The 17,906-nt window shown below is 40.6% G+C and carries 15 protein-coding genes and 1 pseudogene; 11 read left to right on the top strand and 5 right to left on the bottom strand.

Annotated features, from left to right (window positions below; all coding sequences use genetic code 11):
• Positions 1-76: 76 nt before the first annotated feature.
• Positions 77-1,537 carry an alpha-amylase gene (locus AC1D7X_RS08710; protein WP_495475029.1) on the bottom strand — a complete coding sequence of 487 codons (1,461 nt, stop codon included), beginning with the start codon at positions 1,535-1,537 and terminating at the stop codon, positions 77-79.
• Positions 1,538-1,780: 243 nt separating this feature from the next.
• Between AC1D7X_RS08710 and AC1D7X_RS08705 the strand changes: the two genes are divergently transcribed.
• From AC1D7X_RS08705 to AC1D7X_RS08690, 4 genes and pseudogenes are all read left to right on the top strand, one after another.
• Entirely contained in the window at positions 1,781-2,347 is a 567-nt protein-coding gene (locus tag AC1D7X_RS08705) for a molybdenum cofactor guanylyltransferase (RefSeq protein ID WP_495475028.1), read from the top strand.
• 896 nt (positions 2,348-3,243) lie between these two features.
• Entirely contained in the window at positions 3,244-3,648 is a 405-nt protein-coding gene (locus AC1D7X_RS08700; protein ID WP_495475027.1) for a DoxX family protein, read from the top strand.
• A 25-nt stretch (positions 3,649-3,673) separates the two neighbouring features.
• A pseudogene (locus AC1D7X_RS08695) lies at positions 3,674-4,150 on the top strand (nitroreductase family protein); the annotation flags it as partial.
• 15 nt (positions 4,151-4,165) lie between these two features.
• Complete coding sequence (locus tag AC1D7X_RS08690) at positions 4,166-4,777, top strand: flavin reductase family protein (protein ID WP_495475026.1); 612 nt, start codon at positions 4,166-4,168, stop codon at positions 4,775-4,777.
• An 83-nt stretch (positions 4,778-4,860) separates the two neighbouring features.
• Here the strand turns inward: AC1D7X_RS08690 and AC1D7X_RS08685 are convergent, their stop codons facing one another.
• Complete coding sequence (locus tag AC1D7X_RS08685; RefSeq protein WP_495456406.1) at positions 4,861-5,421, bottom strand: GbsR/MarR family transcriptional regulator; 561 nt, start codon at positions 5,419-5,421, stop codon at positions 4,861-4,863.
• A 260-nt stretch (positions 5,422-5,681) separates the two neighbouring features.
• Between AC1D7X_RS08685 and AC1D7X_RS08680 the strand changes: the two genes are divergently transcribed.
• The 5 genes from AC1D7X_RS08680 (at position 5,682) to AC1D7X_RS08660 (ending at position 10,677) form a co-directional block, all read left to right on the top strand.
• Complete coding sequence (locus AC1D7X_RS08680; RefSeq protein ID WP_495475025.1) at positions 5,682-6,881, top strand: quaternary amine ABC transporter ATP-binding protein; 1,200 nt, start codon at positions 5,682-5,684, stop codon at positions 6,879-6,881.
• Positions 6,878-7,714: an ABC transporter permease gene (locus AC1D7X_RS08675; RefSeq protein WP_495456404.1), complete on the top strand. Its 837-nt coding sequence runs from the start codon at positions 6,878-6,880 to the stop codon at positions 7,712-7,714. Before AC1D7X_RS08680 ends, AC1D7X_RS08675 begins: the two co-directional genes overlap by 4 nt.
• A gap of 9 nt (positions 7,715-7,723) precedes the next feature.
• Positions 7,724-8,632: a glycine betaine ABC transporter substrate-binding protein gene (locus tag AC1D7X_RS08670; protein ID WP_495456403.1), complete on the top strand. Its 909-nt coding sequence runs from the start codon at positions 7,724-7,726 to the stop codon at positions 8,630-8,632.
• A 143-nt stretch (positions 8,633-8,775) separates the two neighbouring features.
• Entirely contained in the window at positions 8,776-9,894 is a 1,119-nt protein-coding gene (locus tag AC1D7X_RS08665; RefSeq protein WP_495475024.1) for an NADH-dependent flavin oxidoreductase, read from the top strand.
• 78 nt (positions 9,895-9,972) lie between these two features.
• Complete coding sequence (locus AC1D7X_RS08660; RefSeq protein ID WP_495456401.1) at positions 9,973-10,677, top strand: M50 family metallopeptidase; 705 nt, start codon at positions 9,973-9,975, stop codon at positions 10,675-10,677.
• Between the two features lie 96 nt (positions 10,678-10,773).
• Here AC1D7X_RS08660 and AC1D7X_RS08655 read toward each other — a convergent pair whose 3' ends face one another.
• Positions 10,774-11,478 carry a DUF421 domain-containing protein gene (locus tag AC1D7X_RS08655; RefSeq protein ID WP_495475023.1) on the bottom strand — a complete coding sequence of 235 codons (705 nt, stop codon included), beginning with the start codon at positions 11,476-11,478 and terminating at the stop codon, positions 10,774-10,776.
• Between the two features lie 171 nt (positions 11,479-11,649).
• Between AC1D7X_RS08655 and AC1D7X_RS08650 the strand changes: the two genes are divergently transcribed.
• Entirely contained in the window at positions 11,650-13,269 is a 1,620-nt protein-coding gene (locus AC1D7X_RS08650) for an alkaline phosphatase family protein (RefSeq protein ID WP_495475022.1), read from the top strand.
• A gap of 162 nt (positions 13,270-13,431) precedes the next feature.
• On the opposite strand, the gene pepT is transcribed toward AC1D7X_RS08650, so the two are convergent.
• Complete coding sequence (pepT, locus tag AC1D7X_RS08645) at positions 13,432-14,664, bottom strand: peptidase T (RefSeq protein WP_495475021.1); 1,233 nt, start codon at positions 14,662-14,664, stop codon at positions 13,432-13,434.
• A gap of 141 nt (positions 14,665-14,805) precedes the next feature.
• On the opposite strand from pepT, the gene AC1D7X_RS08640 reads away from it, so the two are divergent.
• Positions 14,806-15,384: a DNA-3-methyladenine glycosylase I gene (locus AC1D7X_RS08640; RefSeq protein WP_495475020.1), complete on the top strand. Its 579-nt coding sequence runs from the start codon at positions 14,806-14,808 to the stop codon at positions 15,382-15,384.
• A gap of 214 nt (positions 15,385-15,598) precedes the next feature.
• Here the strand turns inward: AC1D7X_RS08640 and AC1D7X_RS08635 are convergent, their stop codons facing one another.
• On the bottom strand, positions 15,599-17,281 hold the full coding sequence (locus AC1D7X_RS08635; protein ID WP_495456396.1) for a ribonuclease J: 1,683 nt from the start codon (positions 17,279-17,281) through the stop codon (positions 15,599-15,601).
• Positions 17,282-17,906 lie beyond the last annotated feature (625 nt).

Below are 17,906 nucleotides of genomic sequence, written 5' to 3'. Positions count from 1 at the left end.
TTAAAATACATTTAAACCGAACAAGAGGATGTCCCGCAGCCTTATTACGTAGGTTACGAGACATCCCTTTATATTTTTATGCGTTGTCTGGGTATGCCCATACAGATACGCTACCGCCATTGGCTGGAAATGTTGCAAATCCATCTGCTTCAATGGTAATACGTTCCTTCCTCGAGTTGGTTAGGTCGACCCATTCTTCGTCTGCATGATCTTCTCCAAGACACATTCGTTTTTCTCCAGCATCGCCATTGCAGATGACAACCGCACAACCAGAATGCTCAAATTCTTGCACACCTTGCCGGACCCATCCAATGGTATTGGGATGATCGAAATAATCTATCTGCTTCCCATAGGCCTTATGGTAACGAGCGTATAACAAGGGATCAATGGCTGATTGTTTTCCTTTCAGTGGTTGATCGCCACCAATTCCATAATAATCTCCGTAAAAGACGACTGGATAACCATCTTGTCTTAGCAAAATTAGCGCATAGGCACTTTGTTTAAACCAATCCTGCACCCAAGATTCAAGTGATTCATTAGGTTGTGAATCATGATTATCTACGAATGTTACAGCATTTTGGGGGTGTGAGCTAATGAGCGTATCGTTAAAAATAGTTCTGAGATCAAACGAACTACCCGCCTCTGAAGCTGCGTTTAATTTATAATGAAGAGAGACATCGAATAGATCCAGTTTGTAGTCGATCGTATCTAGAAACTGCTGACATTCAGAGAGCTCTGGGTTCCAGAACTCGCCCACCATATAGAAGTCGTCTCCTCGTTCTTTAGTCATTTCAGTTGCGAATTCCTTAATGAAATCATGATTAATATGTTTGATCGCATCTAAGCGATAGCCATCACACGATAACGTTTCTGCAAGCCATTTGCCCCAGGAGATCATTTCTTCTTTCACTTGAGGGTGATTGTAATCAATATTGGCGAACATTAAATAATCGTAATTCCCAAATTCATTATCAACATTCTCATTCCAATGTTTATTCTCACCCAAGATTCGAAAAACACCACTTCGCTCATTAGCCGCATCATAATCAGTTCCGTTGAAATGTTCCGAATTCCACTTAAAGGATGAGTACTTATCCCCTCGTCCTGGGAATGTGAATTTCGTCCAGCCTTCAATATTAAAGGGTTTGGAGATATCTTTCGTACGATCATTGCCATCTACTTCAATAACTTTGAAGGTTTCTGTCTCATCTGCTCCTGCTTTATGATTCATGACTACATCTATATAAACGGCAAGTCCTTGATCGTGACAGGCAGTGATAGCATCTTCTAATTCCTGTTTTGTTCCATATTTCGTGCGAACGGACCCCTTTTGGTCGAATTCTCCGAGATCGTATAAATCATATACACCATAACCTGTGTCATCCTTAGATTGACTCTTGGTGACAGGTGGAATCCATACGGTACTAATTCCTTTTTTCTTCAATTCGGGCGCAGCTTCCTTAAGACGTTTCCAATGTGTTCCGTCTGCATTAACATGCCATTCAAAAAATTGCATCATCGTATTATTGCGATTCATATGTGTAATCCCCTTTTGTGTAATAGCATGTCCAATTTACCACTCACATGAGCACTCATTCATAGTTTCTCTTATACAGATTACCCATTGTGCTATAGTTATTAAACTTTCATGAATAGAATAATCTATGAAATGGGTTGTTTCACTAGTATGTAGAAGTAGATACTTTGCAAACGGAATAGTTCGTTTTATAGTAGTGGATGAAGGAATACTAATAATGAAATAGCCATAGAGGAGCAGATCATGAATACAGTAGGTATTGTCTTGGCGGGTGGATTATCGCGGCGTTATGGATCTCCAAAGGCATTTGTGCAACAAGAAGGTAAGTTTTATTATGAGATTGCCAATGAAGCTATATCGACGGTGAGTGATCAAGTAGTATTGGTAGCTCGCCCAGAGTTTCTAGAGCGATTTAGAGAAGGGCTGAACGTGATCGTTGATGTAAGTGAGTATATGGGATGTGGCCCCCTTGCGGGAATATACTCTGTCATGAATGCTTTTCAAGCAGATCGGTATGTAGTATTACCTTGTGATATGCCCTATATAAGCAGGGATGTCATGGAGCAACTTGTTGCAAGCTATACGGGTGAAGATGTTCTCGCAGTGGAAGTGGACGGTATACAACATCCAATCGTTTCTATCTTTAATGCTAGGATGAAAGATTCCATCTATCATGCTTTGGAGCAAGGTCATTTTAGCGTCATGAGACTTTTGGAAAAAGTGGATGTGCGTTGGATCGATGGAGAAGAACTGACAAGCCATGCTAGAGAAGTATTCCGGAATATAAATAGCCCTGAGGAACATGGCTAAAATATCATAACTTTCAGCGTTCGTTCAGCGGGCATTCAGGTAGGAGGTAATTATTCCTTTTATACTTAGAGTGTTCATCATCAAGTATCTATAGGAGGAGTTATCATTGAGTATTTCATCCGTTTCAGGCAGAGCTTAAGACAGAGAATGCAAGTAAAGACGATGCATCAACCAAAGAAAAGAAGGTTGCTCAGATCCAACAACAGATTCAACTCGTTACAGCTCAGATTGCCCAAAAGAGTGCGAACGCAAGTCAGAGTAGTAGCCAAGTGGAGACAACTAAGAAGGAAACAAACAACAATACTCAAAAAACGGCCAACACAATGAATACGAGTGGTGGTATTGATATCTTAGTGTAATATCATAGCGTTACATATGAGATAAAGAGTAAAGGTAGTAGTCACCTGATAGAGAAAGGGGCTACTATCATTTTTAAAAAAAACTATAAAACAATGTTGACCAATAACTTTATATAAAGTATCTTTAAGTTAAGATTAAATGTGTGGAGGTAATAAGCTAAGAAACAGGTCCTAAATCTTAATTATTAGTACTTGCAGAACACTATGGAAAATGTATGAAGTAGCGAAGGTGACGGAATTGTCCTGGAGAAGCGATAGCGTTCGCCTATAAGTTTTCCGTAGGAAAGCTATATCGGAAGCATAAGCTTGCCCTCTGATTTCAACCGCTTCAAGCCATATTCAATCAAGAAATCAGAAGGCAACAGCGGTCGGAGGACAATCCGTCATCGTAGCGGTATCCTACGAGAATACTCGTCAAGAACTAGTTATGGCGTTGACCCAAAAAAAAGGAGGGTTTAATCATTTTTTTTGAATATATATCTTAATATTAAGATAGTTAAACAGATAACCAAATACGAAAATATGGAGGAATTACAAATGAGTATCGCAGTAGGGTTGTTGATTATACGGTTGGTTGTTGGGTTGAGTTATATGGGTCATGGTGTACAAAAGTTGTTCGGTTGGTTTGGAGGTCATGGACCTAAGGGAACGGGTGCCTGGATGGAATCCATGGGGATGAAACCGGGTGTTCTGATGGCTGTCACGGCTGGACTAATGGAGCTGGTTGCTGGGTTATTGTTCGCTACAGGGCTATTCACCGTAGTTGGTTCTATCCTTATCATCGCGACGATGCTTGGAGCTATCATTAAAGTACATGGTGCAAATGGCTATTGGGCTACAGCTAATGGGTATGAATACAATGTGTTGTTGATTGCAGTTGCTATTGGGTTGGCTTTCATAGGTGCGGGGGATTACTCCCTGGACGCTATATTACTTAGATAATAGATAAAGGGAGATATACAAATAGCATACGCATTACTTGGTCGTTAAAGATCCTGAAATGATAAATAAGGTATATTTAGCAGCTAATAAGCAATATAAAATACAGACGGATTCCGCTGTTATTCTAGTATTAGGTAATATGAATGCCCATAAGGGCGTTGGAAGAATGAACGAGGGATTACTTCATTTGGGGGTTATCAATCAACAGGAATACGATTCGACTGTAGACTATGTTGAGTCCTTCTATGAGACGAGAGGAGAGACATTCAAGCGGGAAGAGGCTATTCGTAATGCAAGTCTAAGCGCTATGATGTTCATGTTAATTGCTCAGGGAAAAAGGTGGGATACCTGTCCTATGATAGGGTTTGATCCCGAGAAGATACGAACAGAGCTAAAGATTCCAGAGGGGTATGTACCGGCCTTAATGATTGCTATTGGAAAAGGGGACACGACAAGTCAAAGACCACGAGGGTATCGTAAACATGAGGAGATCCTTATTTAGAGAGGAGGAATTATTATGATTTCTATCGATCCATTAGAACAAAGCGAACGTGATAACTATAAACTACTAAGTGGTAGCATTATTCCAAGACCCGTGGCATTTGTAACAACGCTCTCAAACAAAGGCGTTTTGAATGCTGCACCGTTTAGTTATTTCAATGTTGTCACCGCTGATCCTCCCTTGATATCTATATCTGTACAGCGAAAGAACGGAATACCAAAGGATACAGCCCGAAATGCGATAGAGGCGGGGGCCTTTGTAGTTCATATATCTGATGAATCCTACATTCACCAGATTAATGAGACAGCAGCCAGTTTACCACCAGAAGAGAGTGAAGTTGTTCTGGCAGGACTTACTCCTGTGACAAGTGACAAGATAGTGGTCCCTGGCATAGCGGAGGCTAAGATTCGGATGGAGTGCACGCTTGAACATTGTATACCACTCGGAGGAACGAAGGAATCTCCAACAGCTGATCTACTAATTGGACGTGTAGTCTGTTTCCATATTGATGAATCGGTGTATGAGAACGGGCATATTAATCCTCATTCCCTTAGACCGGTGAGTCGGCTTGCGGGTACCTCATACGCCAAGTTGGGTGAATTATTTTCTATTGAACGTCCGAATTGATTTACTTAAACATAAAAAGCCACCTACTCTGAATGATTCAAGAGTGGTGGCTTTTTTTGATGGAATGAATAAAAGAGCTGGAGTTATTCCTCCAATTTTGGAATCCAATCAAATATTTTCCCGGTTTCCAATGCGTCGATGAATTGACCTAACCATTTATAGTATTGAACAGCGTGGGTCATTCTTTCTATGTCCATTTCCACATAGGTAATCAGCTGCTCATTATCACAGTTCTGTTCCTGTAACTTTCTAAGCTCTGTTAACGATTTGTGTAAAGAATTTATATTCATTTCCATAGATTTTCGCCATTTTATAGAGAAGAAATCAACAAAGTTCTGATGCCAGTCTCGTTCAACTTCATACAGATCTTTCCGCGAACCTTTTCCCCATACTTTGTTTATCATTTTCAGATCAACTAATGCACGCATGCCCGTACTCATACTTGTTTTGCTCATGCCCATTTCTTGACCCATCTCGTCCAGCGTGACGGGACCATTGTGGAAGTACATATTTCCGTACAAATGACCAATGGACATTGTGACCCCATATAGATCCATATTTGTTCCAATAGAATCCATAACGCGCTGACGCGATTTCTCGATCACTTTAGCTTGCTCTTCAGTTAATCCATCAAATGTTGTCATATCGTACACTCCCTTGAATAACGCTTGCGATGAGCGGAAACAATATCCACAGCATCCATTGTAAAAAAAAGTGTTTGAAAAGTAAAGAATACAGCAAAGAAGGAATTGTAAGTTAAACGGAGCATACAGTTAATATAGTACGTAAAGTTAAAACTGTACGTACTATACGCTCGATTCTCCATTTTGACCCTATTTTTGATGAAGTCTACACTATATAAGTGCCATATATTAGATTTGGATTGACTGAAGGGGGCATATAGATGGCGATTATAGAAGTTAAATCGTTAAGTAAGGTATTCGGTAATGACCCTAAAAGGGCGTTTCCTTTGCTACAGCAAGGTTGGACTAAGGAACGTATTGCGAAAGAGACAAAATTAACAGTAGGGGTTAATCAGGTCAACTTCTCCATTGAAGCTGGTGAAATATTTGTCATTATGGGCTTATCGGGTAGCGGCAAATCGACGGTGGTAAGACTATTGAACCGTCTTATTGAACCAACTGCAGGACAGGTTCTCATCAACGGTAAAGATATCGTTCGAATGAATCGGGAAGAGTTACGACAGGTCAGAAGAAAGACAATGAGTATGATTTTTCAGAAATTTGCTCTTTTTCCCCACCGCACGATATTAGAGAACGTTGAATATGGATTAGAGGTTCAAGGGGTAGGGAAAGAGGAACGAAGTAAGAAAGCGAAGGAATCCTTAGCCTTAGTTGGGTTAGGGGGACTTGAAGACCGGAAACCGGATCAATTAAGCGGAGGAATGCAGCAACGCGTTGGACTAGCTCGCGGATTGGCTAACGATCCTGACATTCTATTGATGGATGAAGCCTTCAGCGCACTGGATCCACTTATTCGTAAAGATATGCAGGATGAATTACTCGAGCTTCAGGCAAATATGAAGAAGACGATTATATTCATCACCCATGATCTCGACGAAGCTTTACGTATTGGTGATCGTATAGCGTTGATGAAAGACGGGGCTATCGTACAGATTGGATCACCTGAAGAAATTCTAATGAATCCTGCCAATGCTTATGTTGAACGATTCGTTGAGAATGTAGACTTGTCCAAGGTACTGACTGCGGCACATGTCATGATTCGTGCAGAGACAATTGGTATAGACCGTGGACCAAGAGTAGCTTTACAACTGATGCGTGATCGAGGAATATCCAATCTCTATGTTGTAGACAAGTCTCGTCAACTAATAGGGGTCGTGACAGCAGAGGATGCATTAGCTGCAATCAAATCAGGCCAGACGCTTGGGGAGATTATCATTCGCGATACTCCGACGATTTCCCCGGATGTTCTTTTAGTAGAACTATTCGATGTTGTAAGTAGTGCTAAGATTCCTGTGGCTGTGATTGATGATCGCAACCGTCTAGTAGGAATCGTGATCAGAGGAGCTGTCCTCGCAGCACTGACTGGAAATAATGAGGCGGAAGTAGGTGAACCTCAATGAATGTACCTAAGATCCCAATAGGTGAATGGGTAGAATCGCTTGAAGGTTGGTTAGAGACGAATTTTGAGCCATTTTTTGACGGCGTTAAACTAGTCGTAGGTAATGTCGTCAATGGTTTAGCAGATGGATTTAACTTTTTACCTCCGCTAGTATTGATCGCAATTTTTACAATCCTTGCCTTCTGGCTTGGAAAAGTAAGACTCGGTGCTTTCACACTTATAGGTTTGTTGTTAGTTCTTAATTTAGGGTACTGGGAACATACGATGGATACTCTTGCATTGGTGTTAACTGCCTCCATCATTTCTATTGTACTAGGTGTGCCGATTGGCATTCTATGCGCTGGAAATAAGAAAGTACAAAGTGTTGTCACACCACTTTTGGACTTCATGCAGACGATGCCGGCGTTTGTCTATTTATTACCAGCCGTTGCTTTCTTCTCATTAGGTGTTGTACCAGGCGTAATTGCTTCCGTTATATTCTCTATTCCACCTACCATTCGATTAACAAGTTTGGGTATTCGCCAGGTTCCTGAGGATTTAGTAGAGGCAGCAGATGCATTTGGTTCAACAAGTATGCAGAAGTTAGTTAAAGTACAGTTACCCATTGCGATTCCAACCATTATGGCGGGAATTAATCAGACGATTATGCTGTCACTATCGATGGTTGTTATTGCTTCAATGATCGGTGCTCAAGGTGTCGGAGCAGATGTCTATAAAGCAGTAACGCAAGCGAAGACTGGTGTGGGTACCGAAGCAGGGTTAGCCGTTGTCGTGTTAGCCATTATGCTGGATCGAATGACTCAGAAATTAGCTAAGAAAAATAAGAAGGAGTGAATATAATTGATGATGAAAAAGAAAATGAGTGTACTTATGGTCGCGTTTATGGCAATAACTTTGGTGATTGCAGGATGTTCTAATAACAAGAACGCGAATAATGCAGGAAACGGAACGGCATCGAAAGATAAAAAAATTACGCTAGCTTATGTCGCATGGGATTCAGAAATTGCTAGCACCAATGTCGTAAAGGAAGTATTGGAAAGTAAATTAGGCTATAAAGTAGAGATGCTTCAGGTTGATGCTGGACCTATGTACGTAGGTGTTGCAGATGGTAGTGCAGATGGAATGGTCGCTGCATGGTTACCAAGCACACACGGTGAGAACTATTATGAACCCAATAAAGATAAGCTTGAAGATCTTGGCGTTAACTTAGATGGAACCAAGAACGGATTGGTTGTACCAACCTACATGGATGCTACGACGATCGAAGATTTAAATAAAGAAGCAGTAGGTAAGTCGGTTAATTATACAATTACCGGGATTGAACCGGGTGCTGGCATAATGAGCCAAACAGAAAATGCAGTTAAAGAGTATAATCTCAGCAAGTGGAATCTTCAAGAGAGCTCTTCAGCGGCAATGGTAAAGGTACTTAAGGATGCTTATGCTAAAAAAGAACCGATTGTAATTACAGGTTGGACTCCACATTGGATGTTCGCAGATATGGATTTGAAATACCTTGATGATCCTAAGAAGGTGTACGGTGGAAGCGAGCAAATCCATACACTTGTACGCTTAGGTCTGAAAGAAGATCAACCCAATGCGTATCGTTTTCTAGATCAATTTGAATGGGCACCAGCAGATATGGAAGCTGTGATGGGTGATATCGCTGATGGGATGTCCGAAGAAGATGCGGCTAAGAAATGGGTAGACGCTAATGAAGAAAAGGTAAATAAATGGATTGCAGGAATTGAATAATAGATTAATGGAATCATGTAAGAGCAGGAGCGATAAGCTTCTGTTCTTTTTTATCATCATTATTCGGCAGATTTGCAAATCAAATTAATTGTAATTATAATAGTTACAGTATGGAAAATATATAATCATGGAGGACTAATCAAATGGAAGCTAAATATGAACCGCTTTTCAAATCGTTTACTTTTCGTAGTGGTGTTGAGGTAGAGAATCGTGTTGTTATGGCTCCGATGACGAATTGGTCTTCGAATTTAGACGGTACAGTCTCAGATGGTGAGATTGATTACTATAGCCGTAGAGCTGGTGGCGTGGGCATGGTTATTACTGCATGCACCAATGTCTCCGAGAACGGACAAGGATTTCATGGTGAATTCGCTGGTTATAGCGATGAGATGATTCCTAGTTTGACAAGACTAGCAACTACAATTAAGGAAAAGGGTTCGAAAGCTGTACTTCAAATATTCCATGGTGGTCGTATGTGTCCTCCTGAACTTGTAAATGGTGATGTTGTCAGTGCGAGTGCAGTACCAACGGATGATGGCCAAGTAACGCCGCGTGCTCTTTCAGATGAAGAAGTTGTAGCTATGATTCATGATTTTGGAGAAACAACGCGTAGAGCTATAGAAGCTGGATATGATGGTGTAGAGATTCATGGGGCGAATAACTATCTAATACATCAGTTTTTCTCTGGTCACACAAACCGCCGGGATGATCGTTGGGGTGGAAGTCTTGAGAAGAGAATGACTTTCCCATTAGCTGTCGTGGATACAGTGAAGAAAGTTGTAGCTGAGCATGCTAATAGGCCTTTCCTGGTGGGTTATCGTTTATCTCCAGAAGAGCCAGAGGAATTGGGTTTCACCATGGAAGATACACTCGTTTTACTTGATGCTTTAGCAGATAAAGATCTAGACTACATTCATATTTCTCTTATGGATTTCTGGTCAGAGCCAAGACGTGGGGTAGAATTGGATGGTCGTTCTCGTATGGAATACATTAGAGATCGTGTTGGAAAACGTGTTCCTATCATGGGTGTAGGTTCTATTCATACGCCAGATGAGGCTTTGAAGGCATTGGAGACTGATATCCCTTTAATTGCTCTAGGGAGAGAATTGATTGTAGAGCCGGATTGGGTGGAGAAAGTACAATCAGGACGTCAAGAAGACATTGCTACAACTGTGAGCACTACTGCGCAGAAGCAACTGGTGATTCCGGATCCGCTTTGGCAAGGTATCGTAGGTAGACCTGGTTGGTTTCCTGTTGAGTAATAGATGTGAATCCCGTTCATTCTTGTTAATATAAGAGTAAGAACACTTGCCTAATGTAGGCAAAGTAGGGGGATGTATTTGAATAAATGGCTCAAGACCATTCTATTGCTTGTCGGTTCGGCAATCCTAACGAGGTTTATACCCTTTAGTTATGTATTTCGAACCGTAGACACGATGATTCATGAGTTTGGTCATGCATTAGTGACACTACTTACCTCGGGACGCGTACTAGCTATTGAATTGAATGCAAACCACAGCGGGGTCACTTATTCCACAACGACATCGCAATGGATGTCCATGTTTGTTGCACTTGCGGGGTATACCTTAGCGTCATTATTTGCGGTGTTACTATTTTATTGGATGAATAAACGCCGAGAGAAATGGGGATTAGTCCTACTAACTACGATTGCCTTAGTCATGCTCATCTTGTATGTGCACCAAGGTTATGGTGTATTCTGGCTTGTAGGGTTTATCATACTGAACATTGTGATGATGGTATTACCACCAGCACTACGCACTATATATTATGGGCTACTTGCGTTTCTTACATTGGAAGAGTCCGTAGTAGGGCCCTTTCATCTCGTTGTACTTTCCCTTACAAGTAAGGGAAGGGCGGGTGACGCTTCTAATCTTGCCTCTTGGACATCTGTTCCTGCAGTATTCTGGGCACTATTATTTCTAGCCTTCTCGCTTGTGTGTGCTAAGATTGCTGTCTCCTTATTCTTTAAGAAACGGCAATCTTCACGAGTTAAAGAGACTAACTCTTCAACTCTCTATAAATGAATTTAAAATTTTAATAAACTAACTTGGTATGATTCGTACCGAGTTAGTTTTTTGTTGTCTGACTTTTCAGATATAAGAGGTAAGTAAAGGTCGACCTCAGGTAGGAGTAGAGTAAACTTTCACTTGTTCATTTTCATCAACAGTAGCTAATACACAATCGCGAATATTTGTATGGGTAGGAGACACCTTTTTCTCAAGCCAGTTCATATCCTTGCCGATCTCATGAAGAAGGAATAAGTCGGCTACGCCATCAATGACGATGGGTCTTATGATGTTAAAGGGTTGGGTCTTTAATTTCATATCTGCAGGGGTAAGTGGCTGGCTTTGCGTATTCATAAAAATAGAAATGGTACCACCGGGTTCCCAAACGGCTAGAGCTACCTTTTCTATATTCTCTACCTTTTCTTTGCGTAGTTCACTAAATAAGAATTCAATCGAGATTCTAGCTTTGGATAGGTTCTTAAAATGAATTTGTCCATTGTTAATAACCGTAATGGGTGGTGGATCGAGATATCTTTTGAATAAAGGCCATTTCAGGCTCAACCATGTCGCTACAACATATAAAATAATGAGAACAATGGTCGTAGTCACAGAACCCTTTAAACCTAACTTCTCATCTGAAAGTGGGTGAGCGATAATATTCCCAAGGATTAAGGCAATAATGAAATCGAGAAATCTTAATTGGGAAATCGAGCGTTGGCCCATTATTTTGCTTGCCAATAGCAGAAATACAAAACTAATAATGCCTCGAAGGACCCATTCAATGGTTGTTAATGATTCTTGGCTGTTCAGAAAATCCAAATCTATTCACTCCCTAGAAATTTTATGATTAGCATAACCTTATATATTGTGAATATCCCTCCAAATAAACTGCCCAACTTTTCCTTGTATACTTAAATTTACAAACGAACAAACTGAAGTATATTGACTTAAGAACTGAGTTGAAAAGACTACAGAAAAGGTGTGGTACTAGTGCGTATCGTCAGATATTTGATTTGGATCGTTGTGCCGCTCATCATTTGTTCAGGATGTTATGGGAGTAAAGCTAAGCCCAAGGAAGACGATCTGCTCCATGTGAAGTCCCAAACGGAACACAAAGCGAAAAAAGTCATTCTGATCTTAGTAGACTCTCTAATGGCTCAATCCATTGATAAAGGAATACAGCAAAACAAGCTCCCTACATTGAAATTCCTGATAGATCATGGCAAGTATCATAAGAATCTCGTGAGTTCTTTTCCAACAATGTCTGTTGCAATCGATAGTTCTTTAATTACGGGGACGTACCCTAACGAACATCATGTTCCTGGTCTGATCTGGTATTCAGCGAAAGATCATCAAGTCATTAATTATGGAACCGGGCCAATGGAAATCCTTAAACATGGAATAGACCCTGTCATGAGTGATGCTATGATTCATTTAAACGGGGATCATCTGAATACACAAACCGCAACCATCTATGAGCAATTGAACAAAAAGGGTCTAAAAACAGGTTCTGTCAATGGATTGATATACCGAGGAAACGTGGAACATACAATATCTGTCCCTAAGTGGATTAAAGAGCCAACCTCATTACCCGAAGAAATAAAAGTGAAAGGACCTGATTTTCTGTCGTTAGGTTCCTTTTCGAATCCACTAGAAGGTGTAAAGGAATTACCTGATGCGTTAACTAAGCGAATGGGATTCAATAATGACTATGCTGTAGAAGTTGTGAAGCATTTAGTGCAGACGGAAAAGCTGCCTGACTTTCTGTATGTCTATTTACCTGATTTAGACCAAGAGCTACATAAGAAGGGTCCCTCAGTGCTCGATGGTGTTATTAAAATGGACAAGCAACTTCAGACGGTATTGAACTCATTTGGTTCTCCAAAAGAGGCGTTGGACGAAGCCGTCATCATGATTGTTGGGGACAGTGGCATGAGTGCTATTATGCCGAAAAGCAAACAACCGGTTATTGAGCTGCCACAGATATTGCATAACTACTCCATTTTACAATCAGGTGCACACACTACCAGGGATACAGAAATCGCGCTGGCTGTGAATGAAACGATGGCCTATGTGTATAAATTGAATACTACAGATTCACTCCGGAGTATGGCTAATAGGTTAAAAGATGAGGCACGTATCGATTTCATTGCTTGGAAACAAAACGGATGGATTCAAGTGCTGCAGGGAGGCACAACGAAAGAATTCAGATATAAGCCAACTGGGAAGACGATAGACGCTTACGGACAATCATGGACCATAGGCAATCATCCCGAGGTATTAGATCTACAATTGGATAAAGATCAAGACACAGTTCAATATAGAGAATACCCTGATGCATTAAAGAGACTGTACGGCGCTTTAAATTCCCATGAGGGAGACTTCTTAGTAGTCACAGCGAAGTCGGGATACGAACTTGCGGGTGAGAGCTCACCTACGCATAAAGGTGGGGGTGGCCACGGGGCACTTAACCGTACGGAGTCATTAGTTCCATTGATCATTAGCGGTACCGATGAAGAGCCTGATCATACTCGTATCGTGGATCTGAAATCGTATATCGTACGATTACTAACGAAGCCCTTGGGAAATAAATCCGAGTCAAAAGATTAAATGAGTATATATAGAAGAAGGACACGGCCTCTGAACTAGAGCCGTGTCCTTCTTTTTCTATTGAGCCAATGATGGCCGCATATAAAATATACGTTATGAATAGAAAGGTCGAAGTAAATTATAGTGTATGATCTACCAGTGACCTATGGCAGTATTACTAGTTTAAGCTTTTTGCTCATACAATTTAATAATTTCAATCACCGTTTGTGTCGCTTTGACCATGTTATCTACGGATATATACTCGAACTTGCCGTGGAAATTCTCTCCTCCAGTAAAAATATTCGGTGTAGGAAGGCCCATATAAGATAACTGTGAGCCATCTGTACCTCCACGAATAGGTTTAACAATAGGTTCAATATCTAAATTCTTCATCGCTTCATACGCGATATCAACAATGTGTTTAACAGGCTCAATCTTTTCTTTCATGTTGTAGTATTGATCCTTCATATCTAGCACTACGCTCTTTGGACCGTATTCCGCTTTAAGCTCATTTACAATCCGTTCGAGGTTCGCCTTTCTAGCCTGAAAATTCTCTTTGTCGAAGTCTCTAATAATGTAATGAAGTGTTGTCTGCTCAACATCACCTTGCATTTCAAGCAAATGATAGAACCCATCGTAGCCATCTGTGAATTCAGGGGCTTCCATAACCGGAAGCATGCTTTGGAGTTTCATCGCTATTTTGGCGGAGTTCACCATCTTGCCCTTGGCTGTTCCTGGATGAATATTACTTCCGTTGCAAGTGATCTTGGCAGCTGCTGCATTAAAACTCTCATACTCTAGTTCGCCAAGAGGACCTCCATCGACTGTATAAGCATAGGTAGCATTAAACGCAGTGACATCAAACTTCTCTGGTCCTCTCCCAATTTCCTCGTCAGGGGTAAAAGCGACTCTTATTCTCCCGTGTTTGATTTCGGGATGTTGAATCAAGATGGACATAGCTGTCATAATCTCTGTAATTCCTGCTTTATTATCCGCGCCAAGAAGCGTTGTACCATCCGTTGTAATTAATGTGTGGCCCGTATATTCTGCTAGACTAGGGAATTCTGTAGGTGACATGACAATATGTAAGGATTCATTTAAAGTAATATCTCCTCCCTCATAGTTCTCGATCACCTGCGGATTAACATTTGTTCCAGTGAAATCTGTGGCAGTATCTAGGTGAGCTAAGAATCCGATGGTATCGACTTCTTTCTCTGTATTAGAGGGAAGTGTAGCCATAACATATCCGTTGCGATCAACCGTTACTTCCTCCATGCCGATGCTCTTTAGTTCTTCCACTAACATATTTGCGAGAGTCAGTTGTCCAGAGGTCGTAGGGCATGTATCCATATCTTCATTAGATTGCGTATCTACTTTGGCGTAGGAAATAAATCGTTCAATAAGTTCTTGTTTCATGTATTGGATCGCTCCTTTGATTTGATAGTATTATTTTATCATGTCCAAGCAAGTCTAGTCTTATCTGAGTTTAAGGTTTTCCAAATCTAAATGAGATACATTGAGATAGAGCGATAGCTCGATGAGAGGAGTATGCGTGAAATGGAACAATTGAAGCAACGTTGTGCCTGGGTGAATCAAGATCCTTTATATATGGATTATCATGATAAGGAGTGGGGAATGCCACTACGTGATGATCGGAAACTATTCGAATTGTTAATGTTAGAGGGAATGCAGGCAGGGTTGAGCTGGTATACAATTTTGAAGAAAAGAGAACATTATCGCGAGGTATTTGATCATTTTGACCCTATAAAAATAGCTGCTTATGATGAATCGAAAGTGGAACAACTTCTTCAGGACTCAGGAATTATCCGTAATAAGTTGAAAGTACGTGCTATTATTCATAATGCTGGTGTGTATCAGCAGATCGAACGTGAGGAAGGTTCCTTTTCTAGCTTTATGTGGCGTTTTGTTGATGGTGAACCGATCGTAAACCAATGGACAAGCCGCTCTGAAGTTCCTACGAGCACACCTATATCAGATACGATGAGTAAGGTTCTGAAAAAAAGAGGCTTTAAGTTTGTTGGCACCACCATCTGTTATGCATTTATGCAAGCGTCTGGTATGGTGAACGACCATACGTTAGATTGTTTCTGTAGAGACGGAATAACTGAAACTTAAGATGTTATGATATTTTTGCGAATCGTAGTGGCCAACGCTCACTGGTGATAATAAAAACAGTACCGAGACTAGATTAAAGTTCATCTATGACTCATTGAATGAGTCTCTGGATACCTGAGTATAGCACTTGATCATTAGCAAAAAAAGGACACAATCCTCGATGAGGTAGTGTCCGTTTGGAGTGTCCTTTATCTGAGAGTCTAAATAGCTCAATCTAGACTTGAATAATAAGCGGGAGGATAATGGGTCTTCTCTTAGTGTTACTATACAAGTAATTCCCCACGGACTCTTTAATGGTTTGCTTATATATTCCCCACTGGGTGATGTTCTTTTCCTGTAATTTATGGATGCTTTCTACTGTAATCCGGCTTACTTCATCCAATAAACCCTCTGATTCACGCACATATACGAACCCACGAGAAATGACTTCGGGCCCAGATATGATTTTACCTTCTTTCTTGCTAAGCGTGACCACGACGATAAGAATGCCATCTTCGGACAATAATTTACGATCTCGAAGGACGATCGTTCCAACATCACCGATTCCGAGACCGTCAACGAGTGTATTCCCGGTAGGTATGCTTCGACGTTGAATAGCCTTTTGATTGGTAATATCGACGACATCACCATTATTAATAATGAAGATGTTATCTGGTTCAACGCCTACCGATTCCGCTAACAAACGATGTTGATGGAGCATTCGGAATTCCCCGTGAATGGGAATGAAATACTTAGGCTTCATTAATGACAGCATTAACTTAAGTTCCTCTTGGCTGGCATGACCCGATACGTGCATTCCTGTTACTGAAGCCGATCCGTAAATAACCTTAGCCTTTAATTGATATAGATTATCCACTACCCGTGCCACATTCCGCTCATTTCCGGGGATTGGTGTGGAAGCTAGGATAACAGTGTCACCTGCTAATACTTCTACTTGTCGATGGTCAGAACTAGCTAAACGGGATAAAGCAGCCATAGGTTCTCCTTGGCTTCCAGTACATAGAATAACCATCTGGTGAGGATCATAGGAGCTGACTTCATTTGCTTCGACTAACATGCCTTCAGGAATATTTAAATAACCTAGTTCATGAGCAATAGATACCACATTAACCATACTTCTTCCCAGCAAAGCAATCTTTCGATGAGTTATCTCTGCTGCATCAATCACTTGTTGTAGACGATGAACATTGGAAGCGAAGGTTGATATAAATATTTTCTGTTCTGCCTTAATAAAGGCTTCTTTAATATTCTCCCCAACGAGTTGTTCAGAGAGGGTGAACCCTGGGCGTTCTGCATTCGTGCTTTCAGACAACAGAGCTAGGATACCATTTTTACCGATGTCAGCCATACGGTGCAGATCTGGATATTCGTCATTTACAGGTGTTAAATCGAACTTAAAATCTCCTGTATGTACAACCGTTCCTTCTGGAGTATCAAATACGACACCGAGGCAATCAGGGATACTATGGTTTGTTCTAAAAAAACTTAAACTGATCTTTCCGATCTCTAATGTAGATTTGGAATTGATCGTTATCATTTTTGTACTGCCTAGAAGACTATGCTCTTTTAACTTCACTTCAATTAAGCCCAGAGTTAATGGTGTTGCATAAACGGGTAGATTCAACTGTTTTAGAATATATGGAATACCACCAATATGATCTTCGTGACCATGAGTAACAACTAAGGCTCTGACTTTGTCGCGGTTCTCCAGTAGATAAGATATATCAGGAATGATTAGATCAATCCCTAATAAGCTTTCATCAGGAAATTTGGAGCCACAGTCAATGACGATGATATCATCACCATATCTGAGCACGTACATATTCTTCCCGATTTCATTAACACCGCCTAAGGCAGCAATCGACAGCGTCGATTCAGTTGATTCGTTTGTATTCAATCCATACACCTCCACTTAAAAATATGAAAGTAGTCTTCCCTTATATAGAAGTTATTATGATTAATATGAGTGGAGATATGACTTTTGGGGTGTTGCTATAGTGAAGGTAGTTGTAAGACTGCGGTATTGCTTAGAAGGATATTGATGATGGTAGAGAAGACTGAATAGAATATTTCAAGTTTCCAGCAATTCAGATAGGGGTATGGTAGAGAAGTGAAAGTATATTGTTTTAATAGGAGATACGTAGGCGTGTAATATCGTTATGTTATTCTTAGAGAGTAGGTTGTAAGACTATTAAAAAGGATCTAGTTAACTGTCAATTTTTACAACTTGTCAACCTAATGATAGACATGGTATATTCTAAGTCCGGCCAGTAAATAACACATTTATTGAATCGGCAAGCCAAACTCGAATGAAACTTAAACGAAAAAAAAGCTTGCACAAACGAACCGGACATGTTATGATATAAAAGTTGTCACAGACATTACATGGCGACTAACAAAATGAACAAATTGGTCTTTGAAAACTGAACAACGAGTGAGTAGATTTCACGAAAGTGAAGTCAAAACAAATGAGAAATCATTTGATAGAGAAAGTAATTTCTCGTCAGTTTGTTTTAAATGAG

Source organism: Paenibacillus sp. Y568, from assembly GCF_059445545.1.
The sequence above is the reverse complement of the archived record's forward strand: the minus strand, read 5'-3'. Positions and strand labels throughout refer to the sequence as shown.